Source organism: Enterobacter sp. WPR_3_1 (assembly GCF_003635055.1).
Taxonomy (GTDB): Bacteria; Pseudomonadota; Gammaproteobacteria; order Enterobacterales; family Enterobacteriaceae; genus Enterobacter; species Enterobacter ludwigii.
Window position 1 is genome coordinate 443,825 of sequence record NZ_RBXU01000008.1, and the last position, 14,565, is coordinate 458,389.

10 protein-coding genes are annotated in these 14,565 nt (G+C 52.3%); 7 read left to right on the forward strand and 3 right to left on the reverse strand.

Going from position 1 to position 14,565, the window contains the following annotated elements:
• Positions 1-77 precede the first annotated feature (77 nt).
• The 3 genes from BJ887_RS03840 to BJ887_RS03850 all read left to right on the forward strand — a co-directional run bounded on the left by BJ887_RS03840 (position 78) and on the right by BJ887_RS03850 (position 3,101).
• On the forward strand, positions 78-806 hold the full coding sequence (locus BJ887_RS03840; RefSeq protein ID WP_050737049.1) for a winged helix-turn-helix domain-containing protein: 729 nt from the start codon (positions 78-80) through the stop codon (positions 804-806).
• Positions 781-1,254 (forward strand): hypothetical protein, encoded by a 474-nt coding sequence (locus BJ887_RS03845; protein WP_020883251.1) that lies wholly within the window; start codon positions 781-783, stop codon positions 1,252-1,254. The genes BJ887_RS03840 and BJ887_RS03845 overlap by 26 nt, the downstream gene beginning before the upstream one ends.
• Positions 1,255-1,613: 359 nt before the next feature.
• Positions 1,614-3,101 (forward strand): EAL domain-containing protein, encoded by a 1,488-nt coding sequence (locus BJ887_RS03850; RefSeq protein ID WP_229216795.1) that lies wholly within the window; start codon positions 1,614-1,616, stop codon positions 3,099-3,101.
• A 41-nt stretch (positions 3,102-3,142) separates the two neighbouring features.
• On the opposite strand, the gene yegD is transcribed toward BJ887_RS03850, so the two are convergent.
• Positions 3,143-4,495 carry a molecular chaperone gene (yegD, locus tag BJ887_RS03855; RefSeq protein ID WP_032678538.1) on the reverse strand — a complete coding sequence of 451 codons (1,353 nt, stop codon included), beginning with the start codon at positions 4,493-4,495 and terminating at the stop codon, positions 3,143-3,145.
• A gap of 130 nt (positions 4,496-4,625) precedes the next feature.
• Here yegD and alkA point away from each other — a divergent pair, with 130 nt between their 5' ends.
• A complete protein-coding gene (gene alkA, locus BJ887_RS03860; protein ID WP_121339736.1) occupies positions 4,626-5,498 on the forward strand; it encodes a DNA-3-methyladenine glycosylase 2 in 873 nt (290 codons plus the stop codon).
• Here the strand turns inward: alkA and BJ887_RS03865 are convergent.
• Positions 5,463-8,792, reverse strand: coding sequence for a diguanylate cyclase (locus BJ887_RS03865; RefSeq protein WP_121339735.1), 3,330 nt, complete (start codon positions 8,790-8,792; stop codon positions 5,463-5,465). The two genes, alkA and BJ887_RS03865, sit on opposite strands and share 36 nt — an antisense overlap.
• 343 nt (positions 8,793-9,135) lie before the next feature.
• Between BJ887_RS03865 and udk the strand changes: the two genes are divergently transcribed.
• From udk to asmA, 3 genes are all read left to right on the forward strand, one after another.
• On the forward strand, positions 9,136-9,777 hold the full coding sequence (gene udk / locus BJ887_RS03870) for a uridine kinase (protein WP_020883256.1): 642 nt from the start codon (positions 9,136-9,138) through the stop codon (positions 9,775-9,777).
• A gap of 91 nt (positions 9,778-9,868) precedes the next feature.
• Entirely contained in the window at positions 9,869-10,450 is a 582-nt protein-coding gene (gene dcd, locus BJ887_RS03875; RefSeq protein WP_020883257.1) for a dCTP deaminase, read from the forward strand.
• A 22-nt stretch (positions 10,451-10,472) separates the two neighbouring features.
• Entirely contained in the window at positions 10,473-12,323 is a 1,851-nt protein-coding gene (gene asmA, locus BJ887_RS03880) for an outer membrane assembly protein AsmA (RefSeq protein WP_047355749.1), read from the forward strand.
• Positions 12,324-12,369: 46 nt separating this feature from the next.
• Here asmA and BJ887_RS03885 read toward each other — a convergent pair whose 3' ends face one another.
• The gene (locus BJ887_RS03885) at positions 12,370-13,953 is read right to left on the reverse strand and encodes a TerC family protein (protein ID WP_020883259.1); all 1,584 of its coding nucleotides are present in this window, start codon (positions 13,951-13,953) and stop codon (positions 12,370-12,372) included.
• Between the last annotated feature and the right edge of the window lie 612 nt (positions 13,954-14,565).

Below are 14,565 nucleotides of genomic sequence, written 5' to 3' on the forward strand. Positions count from 1 at the left end.
TATATTGCTAACTGAACTCTGGGAATATATTCTGTACTGCGTGCTGGCATTGCCGCCGATAATAAAAGAGTTCCCGGATGAAAAAGATAATCAATGATCATATTGTATACGATTCAGAGACCAGAGCGCTAAGCGTACAGGGAGAAAGAGTGATTCTGTCCGCTGCAACGGCAAGATTACTGGAGCTCTTTATTGCGAACAACCGCAAACAATTACATCGGGATCTGATTATAGACGAAGTGTGGGGAAGGTATGGGTTGATCCCATCAGGTCACAGTCTGAATAAAAATGTCAGTATTTTGCGCAAAACGTTAGCAGAACTGGGAATGGATAATCTGATCGCAACTATCCCCCGAGAAGGATTTGTTTTTCAGGCGCAGATCGAAAACGTAATAGAAGATGCGTTGCCGCATAGCATCACTGCATTAACCTCCGCCACCAAACCCGGGTTAAGGCGATACGGTAAAACGATCGTTGGCGGAATGTTAGGCATCAGCCTGGTGATATCTGGCTTTGTCCTTCTGCCAAAATTATTACGAGATACCGATGGTGTCGTGCATGTACAAAAATCCGGTTCCTGTGAAATATTTACGACAGATGATAATTCAGTTGAGAAAATATCCACTTTTTTGAATTCATCCCGATGGCAGCAATTCAAATCTATCTGTAAGGGAAGAAATAAGGTCATTGTGTTTTATGATGACAATGGATTGTCTGCAGGTAATAAACTAAAGGAATCATTTTTCAGTATTTGTACGTTAGGCTCCCGGGGAGTTGCACATGCGTGCGAAAATTATGTATTTTAGTCTTGCCGTAGCGCTTGTTATCATTTTTTTGTTTTTATTTAAACGTCATGAGGTTCCGGCAGCGCTGGTATGCTCAGCGAAGAACCATCTTGTGCTCAATACGCAAAAAACAGGTATGCACATCGAAGGGGAGGTATTGCTGGTTTTCAGGATATCATCTGCTGAAGAGGGGGTATTGTCACAAGTGGGCGTGATTAATGTTAATGGGAAAAGTTACGCCATTAACCGTTCCACGATGCTTAAATTTTTAGGTAATGATAGTGACGGCTACATACGTACCCAACGGGTTTCTGTGATCAAAAATGATAATGATGATTTGCCTGATGAGATCACGGGATTAATTATGTCTAAGCAACACAACTTCTATTATAAAATAATGCATATTGCGCACAATGTGTACGGTATACGCGATTTGCGACGCACCCTGTTGGTGTGTCGGGCAGCGTAATCCTCAGAATAGGGTATTGTCTTATTCTGAAATAATAACCTATATGTCGCAGTGCTTATGGTTTTTTATTCTGTTAGAATCGGGTTTATTATCACTAAAGTTTGTCTGAATGTGAATATAAGCGCATAAGTTTGTACTCATTTCGGACCTCAGAATTCGCTACCGATACAGCAAGAATATTCTTATCATTTCCCCTGCGCTCAGTTTTGTTGCAAGGGGGATGAGCTACTACACATTATGCAATCTAAAGGCATTTTATTTGTTTTACCTTAAGTCTATGTGAATACCAGGTCAATTGTGAATACACTTTCCTGTTCGGGAAGGCTGCGTTTTACAATGAAAACGTGATGGTGATTATTATGAATAAGAAAAAGGTCTTCCTGCTCAGTTATGACATTTATCTTTTCGCCGGGCTTAGGGCTTTTTTGCCTAATCTGGTACTGGTCGACAGTCAGACATTTATATCAGAGTCAGACCTTTCTTTTCAGCAATACAACTCCTGTCTGTTAATTGTTGATAACCGGATGCCCTTTTTCCTGGTGAAGAAATGGCTACATCGTAACAGTAGCCAGTTTATCATGGTAAACAGCGTTGTTCTCAGGTTGAGCGAAAATGAGTGTATTAATCGAGGCTATGAATACAGTACCTCAATTGATGTAACACTGCATTATACGACCGTCATCGATATACTCACGCGTATACTGATGACCACCCCGCAACCGGAATCACGCGTAAAATCAGATGAGCTGGACGTTTTCGCGTTAACCGAATTTGAGGCAGACATGCTTAATGCCATGATGACGAAAGAGGGGCAGGCCGAATTCTGCCGGGCAAATTCATTGACTACAAAATCCCTGTATCGCTACCGGGATAAAATAACGCACAGGCTTGGTTTTAAAAATTTTATTGAATCTATTATTTTTCTTATCCGCAATGGTTTCCTGACTGAAAGGGATGTGGGGCAGAACAGTACGCTAATGCGCAAATCCACCGGGCGTAGTTATGATAATAATGATGCGGGGCGTCTGAGTCTGGCACTCAAAAATGATGAGATTTTACCTTATTATCAACCCGTTGTCGGTGCAGGTGGTGAGCTGTGCGGTATAGAGATTTTGGCCCGCTGGCCATTAGGGCATAATTACACGATTTCGCAGCGAGAATTTATTCCGCTGGCAGAAAGCTGTGGCCTGATTAACGAACTCACCAGCTATTTAATGCATAAAGTTGCCAGTGACTTAAAGCAAAAGAATAACGGGTTAAATACACCGCTGTTTGTGGCGTTTAATGTCAGTCCAACCACGTTAAGTAACCCGGTGTTTTATTGGGAGTGCCTCAATTTTTTAGAGCTGACAGAATCGTTACCGGTGAAGCTCATGATTGAGATCACCGAAAATCAAACGCTGGCCGTGACGCCTGCAATAAAAGAACTGATCCGTTCACTGCGTAATCGCGGGGTGATGTTTGCGCTGGATGACTTTGGTACAGGATACGCGAATTTATGCTATCTGAATGAACTCGAACTGGATGTCATAAAAATTGATAAGACCTTTATCAACGCTATCCAGGCTGATAACCAACCGCTGCCGATGCTGGAATCGATTATTAATCTGGCGATGATTCTGGGGCTGCGTACCGTGGCGGAAGGGGTGGAGTACGCTTATCAGCGAGAGTGGCTTATCAGCAAACAGGTGGATTACCTGCAGGGGTATCATTTCCTGCCCCCGGTGCCGTTCGCTGATTTCCGGCGATTTGTCGAGCAAAGCCAGCCGACGACAAGAGAAGCGGCATGCAAAAAGGGCAGCGTGCTGCCAGGTAAAAAGGAAAATGTGCGTTTTAACGCGCTGTAAACGACGGAAGCCCTGCGCATTTCGAGGGCTTCCGTCGGGGCTTAACGGAACATCACCTGTGCCCAGCGGGCCAGACCTGCCGTTACGGAGCCAAAGTCATCGCCACCGGCAATCGGAATACCCGGAAGCTGTTCCGCCAGCGCTTTCTTGATAAGCGGTGAACGGGCGCTACCGCCGGTCAGGTAAATCACATCCGGCTTCTCTTTACCATTCTCCAGCGCCAGTTGCACCTGCTCGAGGATCCGCTGCAGCGGCTGGGCGAGTGCCGTTTCCAGCCCTTCCTGCGATATCGCGGTCGCCAGCTCATCACTGATAAAAGGTAATGAGACAGCGTGTTCAGCACGGTCAGAGAGGGCGATTTTGCTCTCTTCAGCGGTACGCACCACGCGATAGCTGAGACGCTGACGCCACACTTTATAGAGCAGGGCGACTTTATCCGCGTCCTGCGCGTCGCGTACCAGATCGTTCAGGAAGCGCCCGTTCGCGGTGCTGTAAAAATCACTCTGCGCCGGAACGTCGTTGATGGCGATGGCGTTCCACCAGGGCAGAATTGGCAGGGCAATGCCTTTTTCGGTTTGTCCGCCCATGCCGAGCAGCGGCATCAGGCTTTTAAATGCCAGAGCAATGTCCAGGTCGTTACCGCCTACGCGGCAGCCGCTGTGGCCCAACAGGCTGGTTTCGCGGTCACGACGCTGATGCCATTGTGGCCCCATCAGCAGTAAAGAGCAGTCGGTGGTGCCCCCGCCGATATCCACAACGAGCACGCGTTGCTCTTGCGTTAATGTGGCTTCAAAATCCAGCCCTGCCGCTACCGGCTCATACTGGAAGACCACGTCACGGAAACCGGCTCGGTGTGCGGCGCGCTCGAGGATCCCCTGCGCTTGCTGGTTAGCCTCTTCACCGCCCAGACCCTGGAAGTTGATCGGGCGACCAATAACGGCCTGCGTGATGGGATCGGGTACCTGGGTCTGCGCCTGGTTACGGATGTGCAGCATCATGGCGCACACCAGGTCTTCGAACATCGCCACCTGCTGTGGTTTTAATCCGCTGGCGCCCAGAAACGACTTCGGGGATTTAACGAAGTAAACCTCTTCCGGATCGTCAATATAATGGCCCAGCGATGAGAGGCCAAACTGCACGCTGGAAGGGGTCACGTCGATATCTTCGTCGCGGTTAAAACTGACCGCCCGGCGCAGCAGCGCCTGGGTTTCCGCCGCGGTAGCGGGCACCTGATGATGACGGAACAGCCATTCACTGACCGCTTCGCGAGTGGGTGCGCAGAGCATTGATGGCAGCAGCGTGCTCTCGTTTTCCATCTTCAGGAGCTGTGGTTGCCCGTTTTGCATAATGGCAACCGAACAGTTTGCCGTACCGTAGTCAAATCCAATAAACACGATTAGTCCCCATGCCAGTGAGAAGGGGCGAGACTTTAGCGAAATGTCTGCCTGGCGACAACAGGAATATGAAAGCAAGGCGAAACAAGGCCTTTCGGTTTATGCTGAGGGGAACAAAAAAGGAGCGATGATGTATACCCTGACCTGGCAACCCCCTTACGACTGGCAATGGATGTTTGGTTTCCTTGGCGCACGTGCGGTAGCGGGCGTAGAGACCGTCACGGACCACTATTACGAGCGCAGTTTCGCCTGCGAGGGGCATCAGGGGATATTTCGCGTTACGCCGGACAGCCAAACCCCTACGCTTACCGTGACGCTCAGCCCGGGCTTGATTCCGGTTGCGCAGAGCTGTCTTGAGCGTATCGGGCGACTTTTCGATCTTGACTGCGATCCTCAGGCGATCCGCTCGACACTGGGGGATCTGGGGGCCGCACGGCCAGGCTTACGGTTGCCGGGGGCGATGGATGCCTGGGAGCAGGGTGTGCGGGCGATACTCGGGCAACTGGTTAGCGTGGCGATGGCGGCAAAATTGGCTTCCCGCGTTGTCGCCCTGTGCGGGGAGCCGGTTGAAGACGCCCCGGGTTATCTCTGCTTCCCGACCCCGCACGCGCTGGCCGCAGCGGACCCGCTGGCGTTGAAAGCGCTTGGAATGCCGGTAAAGCGGGCGGAGTCGATCGTTCACCTGGCTCAGTCTGTGGTGGACGGGACGTTTCCGCTTTCCCCTCCTGCGGATATTGAGGCGGGAATGAAGGCCTTACAGCAGCGGCCCGGGATAGGACGCTGGACGGCAAACTACCTGGCCCTGCGTGGCTGGCAGGCGAAGGACGTTTTTCTGCCGGATGATTATCTGATTAAGCAACGTTTTGCCGGGATGACGCCTGCGCAAATTCGGCGCTACGCCCAGCGCTGGCACCCCTGGCGCTCGTATGCGTTGCTGCACATCTGGTATACCGATGGCTGGGCGCCATCAGTTGATGGCGAAATAGCTGGTATTAAGCAGTAGATCCAACGGCTGCGGCTCGGCGATGGTGTCGCCGTAAATAAAATCAATGCCGATGCCGGAGAGCGTGTCCATCATGATGGGCTGGTTACACGGACCGGCGATGGTTTTCATGCCCAGGCGCTGGGCGTGCCCCTGAACGATCGTCACCATCATCTCATCCATCAGGTTGCCATAAACATTCGTCACCATTTCCGTATCAAGCATCAGATAATCGGCCATATTGGCGCTGAGGTGGCTAAAGACGTTCATATCGCGTCCCACCTGGCTGAGCACGACGCGGCAGCCAGCATGGCGAAGCTTTTGCAGGCCCTGCTGCAGGTTCTCATCCGGGTTACATACCACGTCGGCAGCGATAACCAGATGCAACAGACGGCCCGGCATGGGGCTCTTCTCCAGCAGGTCGACAAGTTCATCAACCAGCGTGACGCTTGCTAAACCCGCTTCAGACAGCGGAAGCGCGACCCCCATGCCTTTGTGGGCGACCTGTGCGGCGGAGGTGCGGAAAAACTCGTTGAAGATACGTCTGTCAAGGGCGTGCAACAGTTCAGGCTCCGCAAGTCCGGAGCGGAACGCATGCTCTTCCTGCACTTCGCCCTGGCTGGTCCACAGGCGTAATGAAATCAGCCAGAAGTTGCAGCTTTCCGGTATCCGTGGAGACGCGACGCTGCGGGCAATCATCATCAGGTGATTGTCTTTAATCATGTGCCACTGCTCATCAAGCGACATCATGCTGCGCATGCCGTGGTCCCGTTCCTGCTGGGGTTCGTAAACCGTGACGACACCGCGTCCGCTGTTTTTCGAGGCGTAACAGGCGATATCCGCCTGCGACATGATTTCTGAAGCCTGATGGTTATTTTCATCAATCAGAGTGATACCCGCGCTGGCGCCGATCCGGTGCAGACGTCCTTCCCACATAAAGTGATAGTCATTGATGGTGTTAATCAGGCGGCCGGTAATATAACGCGCGCTTTCGATATTGCAGTCCGGGAGCAACAACCCGAATTCGTCCCCGCCGAGACGAGCCAGCACGTCGCTGGAGCGGAGCATGGTCAACATTAATGACGAAAGCTCCCGCAGCAGAGCATCACCCGCCGCATGGCCTGCGGTGTCGTTGACGGCTTTAAAACGATCGAGATCGATAAACACCAGCGCATGACGCTGGCGTGTCTCCTGTACGGTCTGTAAGAGCCGTTTGAGGTGGTTTTCGAAACTGACCCGGTTTGCGAGGTGGGTGAGGGCATCGTGCGAGGCACTGTAACTGAGCTGACGCAGCATTTTGCGCGATTCCGTCACGTCCTGAATCACGATCACGGAGCCAATGTTTTGCCCGTCCAGCGTACTGAGCGGGGTAATGCTGTAGTGGATATCGTAGTTGCCGCCGGTACGGCAGTTCAGCACCACGTCCTGGTCTATATCGGAACGAGACATATCGCCGCTGTGAATATTCTCCATCAGCGGTCCCTTTTCACCAAAGGTGATGTGCAACACTTTCAGGACAGGCTGCCCGATAGCCTCGGTCTGCAGCCAGCCGCTCATTTTCTCGGCAACCGGGTTCATAAAGGTGACATTCATGTCGATATCGGTACACAACACCGCTTCGCCGATGGAATCGAGGGTGATGTGCAAACGCTCTTTTTCCTGGAACAGCGCTTCGTTGAGCTGCTTCACCTCGGTCATGTCCATGTTGATGCCGAGCAGGCGTTCAACTTCACCCTGTTTATTCAGTACCCGGTTCGCCAGAGAGCGTATATGGCGCACGCCTTCTTTAACACGAATGCGGAACTCAAGCTTAAACGGCAAACGTGAAATGAGGGAATCCCGGAGCACCTTTTCAGCGTGAGCGCGGTCTTCCGGGAGCATCGTTTCGTGCCAGAGCTGCCAGGTGGGCTTGATGTGCGGCGGGATCTCATACAGCTCAAACATCCGCTTATCCCAGCTGATAATGTCCGGCTCCAGATCCCACTCCCAGATGCCGATACCGCCCGCTTCGTTGGCGAGGGTGATGCGCTCCATCAGGCGTTTATTGACCCACTCGGTCTGCTTCAGGTCGTTAATATCTTCAATCTGGGCGATAAAATAGAGCGGTGAACCGTCGGTGTGGCGCACCACGGAGACGGCAAGCAGGGCCCAGACCACTTCACCATTGCGGGTGTAGTAACGCTTCTCAAGGGTGTAGGTGTTGATGTCGCCGTTGACCAGCTGCTCCAGCTGTTCGAGATCGGTATTCAAATCTTCCGGCCAGGTTAACTGCTGGAAGGTGAGGGCCTGAAGCTCCGTCTGGCTGTATCCCAGGAAGTTACACAGGGCTTTATTGGCCTGAAGCCATTGCCCCTCAATGCTGACCAGCGCCATGCCGATGGCGGAATACTCCATCGCGTTACGAAAACGCGCTTCACTTTCGGTGATATGTTTGCGTTCGGCGCGAAAGGCATACATCACCATGGTCATAATATTGGCCGGCAACAGCATCATCAAAAAGGGCAGCCAGGGCGCGTTTAGCGTCACCAGCAGGTTTTGCGGCGTCATGGATGCAGGGTTACGCGTCATGATCAGCGAGACCACCATCACGGTGACCAGAAACACCAGAAACGCCTCCATTCGTGGCAGGCGCACGGCGCTCCACATAAGCAGAACGATAACGCAGGTGAAGGGCCACGGCAGCCAGGTAATCGCCATCCAACTGAGAGCAAGCGTCACGGCCATGGTGGCGAGCGTTTCCAGCAGCAATTTTGGGTTGCGGTGACGCAGCAGATAATGAGGTTTAAACAGTAACCCTAACGGCACCAGCGCCAGCGCGCCAATGGCTTCTGATAACACCCAGACGAGGAAATTACGCAGCGGCTCCGGACCCGGCACCAGAAGATACACCAGCACCCCGCCAACCAGCGGTGGCACCAGCGCACTGCCGATGGACAGACGGATCCAGTCATTCAGATTCTGCAGGGGGTTATACCACGGGAGCAGTTTACGCAGTAACACCGCGCCAATCACGGCTTCAACCACGTTGATAGCGGTATAGGTCGGGTTGATCGACGACCAGGAGAAAAGCATCCACGCGGCCAGGATATTGCCAAACGAGCAGGCCAGAGCGATACCCGGCCACATCTTTCCTGCATGACGGTAAAAGGCCACCATCATGATGGCGGTAGGGAACCAGAGCGGGGCGAGCAGGGTGCCGAAGCGGGTCAGCTCCAGCGAAAATAAGGTAAAGATAAAGGTGACCAGGCCCAGACAGACAAGTCGCAATAAAGGATGTGGGGTGGTAACCAAAACCCGCTGGTATTGTTTATTCATTACCGCTTTATCCAGAGACGCCATGCCGTCAGGAGAGAAGTCCGGACGAGTGAATTTGATAATTTGGTTTATGCTAGTACAAACAATTTACAATTCATATGGCGACTGCTCATAATTTGACATCATAGACTTATTAAATAGTTACTCGGTAAAAAATCCCCGGCAAACGCTGAAAAAACGTGCGTTTAAATTTCACAAAGGGATCATTTCGTCGCTTTTCACCCTGTCTCGCAGAACCTGCGCTTTCGACTGGTATCATGCCCGCGAAATCCCTATAATTGCCGCGTTTGACGCTCCGGCGTCGTCCTTCCTTAACATCCAGGTTAATCAGGTCGCTAAATTTATGACTGATAAGTCTCATCAGTGCGTCATTATAGGCATCGCCGGCGCATCGGCTTCAGGTAAAAGTCTTATTGCCAGTACGCTTTACCGCGAACTGCGTGAACAAGTTGGTGATGAGCATATCGGCGTCATTCCCGAAGACAGCTATTACAAAGATCAATCCCATCTGTCGATGGAAGAACGCGTAAAAACTAACTATGACCATCCTAATGCGATGGATCACAGCTTACTGTTCCAGCATTTAGAAGCACTTAAAAGCGGCCAGGCAATTGAACTTCCCGTCTATAGTTATGTAGAACATACCCGTACGCAGGAAACGATCCGTATCGAACCGAAGAAGGTCATTATCCTTGAAGGTATTTTGCTTCTGACCGACTCCCGTCTGCGTGAATCAATGAACTTCTCGATTTTCGTCGATACGCCGCTGGATATCTGCCTGATGCGCCGCATTAAGCGTGACGTCAATGAGCGTGGACGTTCGATGGACTCCGTGATGGCGCAATACCAGAAAACTGTCCGCCCGATGTTCCTGCAATTCATTGAACCATCCAAGCAATACGCCGATATCATCGTGCCTCGTGGCGGTAAAAACCGCATAGCCATTGATATCTTAAAAGCGAAAATCAGCCAGTTTTTTGAATAAGCCGCGCGAATTGTGTACCGTTCAGGGATAACCTGGTTTTGCCCTGAGTCTTTATGGCTTCAGGGTACGATGCATGAAAGGAGAAAGTGCGATGCGTCTTTGTGATCGCGATATTGAAGCCTGGCTGGATGAAGGCCGTCTGTCTATTACACCACGTCCACCCGTGGAGCGTATCAATGGTGTGACTGTTGATGTGCGCCTGGGAAATAAATTCCGTACCTTTAGCGGCCATACCGCACCGTTCATCGACCTTAGCGGGCCGAAGGATGAAGTCAGCGCCGCGCTTGATCGCGTGATGAGTGATGAAATCGTTATTGACGAGGGCGAAGCCTTTTATCTGCATCCGGGTGAACTGGCGCTGGCGGTGACCTATGAATCCGTGACGCTGCCTGCGGACCTGGTCGGCTGGCTCGATGGCCGTTCTTCTCTGGCGCGACTGGGGCTGATGGTTCACGTGACCGCGCACCGTATCGATCCAGGCTGGTCGGGCCGTATCGTGCTCGAGTTCTTCAATGCCGGTAAACTGCCTCTGGCACTGCGTCCGGGGATGATGATCGGTGCGCTGAGCTTTGAACCGCTAACCGGTCCGGCAGATCGTCCTTATAACCGCCGTCAGGACGCTAAATATCGCGACCAGCAGGGTGCGGTCGCGAGCCGTATTGATAAAGACTGATCGTTAGTCCACTGAGGATGCTATGAGAAGAGTTCTGACAACGCTGATGATTTTGCTGGTGGTTCTGGTTGCTGGCCTTTCGGCGTTAGTCCTGCTTGTTAACCCTAATGATTTCCGTGCTTACATGGTGCGGCAGGTCGAAGCGCGTAGTGGTTATCAACTGAAGCTTGATGGGCCGCTGCGCTGGCACGTCTGGCCGCAACTCAGCATTCTCTCAGGCCGCATGTCGTTAACCGCGCCGGGTGCCTCCCAGCCGCTGGTCTCTGCCGATAACATGCGTCTTGATGTGGCGTTGATCCCGCTCTTTTCACACCAGTTGCAGGTCGACCAGGTGATGCTGAAAGGGGCGGTGATTCAGCTGACGCCGCAAACTGAAGCCGTGCGTGACTCGGATGCACCGGTCGCCCCGCGGGAAAATACGCTGCCCGACGAGCCGACGGATACGGGCTGGTCATTTGATATAGCCAAACTGAAAGTCGCCGACAGCGTGCTGGTTTTCCAGCATGAGTCCGACGAGCAGGTAACCGTCCGTAACATCAACCTGAAGATGGAGCAGGACGCCCATCATATTGCCTCGCTGGAGTTTAGCGGAAGGCTGAACCGCGATCAGCGCGATCTGAATCTGTCGCTGAACGCCAACGTGAATGCCTCGGATTACCCCCATCAGCTCACGGCGGATATTCAGCAACTGAACTGGCAACTGATGGGAGCCGATCTTCCTGCCCAGGGGATCACCGGTCAGGGAACGCTGCAGGCCGTGTGGCGCGAAGAGCAAAAACAGCTTGAGCTGGATAACCTCAATCTGCAGGCGAACGACAGCAGTCTGACAGGGCAGGCGAGCGTCACGCTTGAGGAGAAGCCGAAGTGGGTAATGAATCTGCAGTTTGACAAGCTCAATCTGGAGAACTTACTTCCGCCTCAGCCAGCAGGTGCGACCGACGGTAACGCTGCTCAGAATGGGCAAAGCCAGCCGTCCAAGCCGCGTCCGGTCATCTCCTCGAGTCTTGATCAGCCAGACTATAACGGTCTGCGCGGATTCACGGCTGATATCTTACTGAAAGCTAACAGCCTGCGCTGGCGCGGTATCGATTTTACCGACGTGAGCAGCCAGATGTTTAACCATAACGGTTTGCTGGTGATCTCCGAACTGAGCGGCAAAATGGGCGCCGGACATCTTTCTCTGCCGGGCACGCTGGACGTGCGTAAAGAGACGGCCAGCGCAGAATTCCAGCCGCGTCTCGATAACGTTGAGATTGGTACCATCCTTAAAGCCTTTAATTACCCGATCTCCTTAACGGGCCAATTGACGCTGGCGGGTGACTTCTCGGGGACGAAGATTGATGCTGAGGCTTTCCGCCGCGAATGGCAGGGGCAGGCCCATCTTGATCTGAAAGACTCCCGTATGGAAGGGCTTAACTTCCAGCAGCTGGTACAACAGGCGGTGGAGCGCAGCAGTGATGTCAAAGCCCAGGAAAACTACGACAGCGCAACGCGTCTCGACAGCTTTACCACTGACCTGACGCTGGATAACGGGCAGCTCACCCTCGACGGAATGCAGGGAACCTCTTCACTCCTGTCGTTAACCGGTGAAGGTAAGCTGGATCTGGTGAAAGAGACGGCGGATACCCGATTTAACGTGCGGGTACTTTCCGGCTGGCAGGGTGAAAGTAAACTGATCGACTTCCTTAAAGAGACGCCGGTTCCGCTCACTGTCTATGGCAAATGGCAGGCGCTGAATTACAGCCTTCAGGTGGATCAGATCCTGCGCAAACATCTGCAGGACGAAGCGAAACGTCGTCTGAACGACTGGGCGGATCGGAATAAAGATTCACAGTCAGGGAAGGATGTGAAAAAGCTGTTAGATAAGCTTTGATGCCCGAGCGCCCGGTAGCGCACATGCTACCGGGCAAAACAACTCACTAAACCTCATAGTCCAGTTCTTCTTCATCCCGCAGTGGAATGAGCTGCACCTTCTGTACACGGTGGCTCTCAACCTGCAACGTTTTAAGCAGATAGTCGCCCACCTGAACCTCTTCTCCCGGTTGCGGGATACGCTGCAAATATTCCATCAGCAGACCGGCAATAGTGTGATACTCGCGTTTTTCATCCAGCGGTAGCGGCACATATTGCACCAGGTCTTCCAGCGGCATATGACCGTTCGCCGTCCACGACCCGTCGGCATTTTTCTGGATGTCGTGGCGCGCATCAATCTCATCCACTTCGTTGGGCAAATTACCGGCGATGGTTTCCATGACGTCGCTGAGCGTGACCAGTCCTTCAACGGAACCGAATTCATCCACCACAAAGGCAAAGTGAGTGCGCGCGTTACGGAACTGCTCAAGAGCAGAAAGCAGCTGCAGTCCCTCAGGGAAGACCAGCGGCTGGCGTACCAGGGCACGCAGATTGAGTGCTTCACCGTGCAGCTGCTGTTGCAGCAGGTCGATGACGTGCACCACGCCCAGCAACTCCTCTTCCTCTTCACCGCCGGTGACAACCACGCGGGTGTGCTGGTTTTTATCCAGCAGTGCGCGAATGTGCTCCTCCGGTGCCGTCAGGTCGATATGCTCGATGTCATGCCGTGATGTCATGATGCTGCTGACCGTCCGCTGATTCAGATTGAGCACCCGCTCAATCATCAGTCGCTCCTGCGGATTAAAGATCAGCCCGTCACTGTGATCGGCAAGCATCGCGGCGGATTCCGCATCCAGTTCCGCATCCTCTTTTTTCCCGCTCAGCAGGCGCATGACCGTGTCGGCCGTGCGTTGACGTAACGTCTGATTCGCTGAGAGGAAACGGCGACGGTTGAATATCGCCAGCTGGTTCAGCGCTTCAATCATTACTGAGAAACCAATGGCGGCATACAGATAGCCTTTCGGAATGTGGAATCCAAACCCGTCTGCTACCAGGCTAAAGCCAATCATCAGCAGGAAACTCAGGCAGAGAATAACAATGGTCGGGTGGCTGTTAACGAACCGGGTCAGGGCTTTACTTGCCATCACCATCAGCGTAATGGCAATGATCACTGCGGCCATCATCACGGCCAGGTGGTCAACCATCCCGACGGCGGTGATCACCGAGTCCAGTGAGAAGACGGCGTCCAGCACCACGATTTGCGCCACCACAGGCCAGAATTTTGCCCCGCGTCGCTGGGTCGGGTTTTCACTGTCTTTGCCTTCGAGCCGCTCATTAAGTTCAACCGTCGCTTTAAACAGCAGGAACAAGCCACCGAAGAGCATGATCAGGTCACGGGCGCTGAAGCTCAGGCCGTGAACGGAGAACAGAGGCTGTGTCAGCGTGACCAGCCAGGAGATAGAGGCCAGCAGCAGCAACCGCATCACCATCGCCAAAAGCAGGCCCGTTACGCGAGCGCGGTCACGCTGAGAAGGGGGCAGTTTTTCGGCGAGGATGGCGATAAAGACCAGATTATCAATACCGAGCACCAATTCGATGACAACCAGCGTCACCAGTCCGGCCCAGATTGATGGATCGGCAATCCATTCCATAGTAATAGCAATACCTTCTGTTATATGACGAATGTCACACTTCGATCATGGATAAAGCGGCGGGAAATTGCAATGCCGGGCTGAGATTTCTCTTAATAAGGCCGAACAAAAAGAGAGCAATACGCTGGCGCTGTAAATAAGGTAATTACGTATATTTTATTACGCACAGTACATTTTAGGATATATCGCAATTAATGGTTTTTATTGCTGCTTTGTCAATATAAAGAAAATCCTAAAAGGTCAAAACTTTGCTCTTAATATTAATCTTAAAAACAGTTATTAGGACAGTTGTCTCCTTGCCTGCTATTAGGTTAGCTGCAACAATTCCTCCAGCATCAAATGTTAAATCTCCTTGTTGCTATTATTGTTTCGGTCTTCAGGAATGGTTATTGATTATCCGTCGGGCGTTTTTGCGGCTGATATATTTCCAGAAGACCTTGTTCAAGAGGGTGTCTATCCATAACACATTGTTTAGTCAGTGGATTGGTAACTGAAAGCCAAGGGCGGTAGCGTGCCTGAAAGCGTGTGAATCAGCCTCGATTATTCTGTCAATAGCCAATGGATGAATAAGCTTTTTTTAGGACTGATGCCAGTTATATTTCTATTTGATTA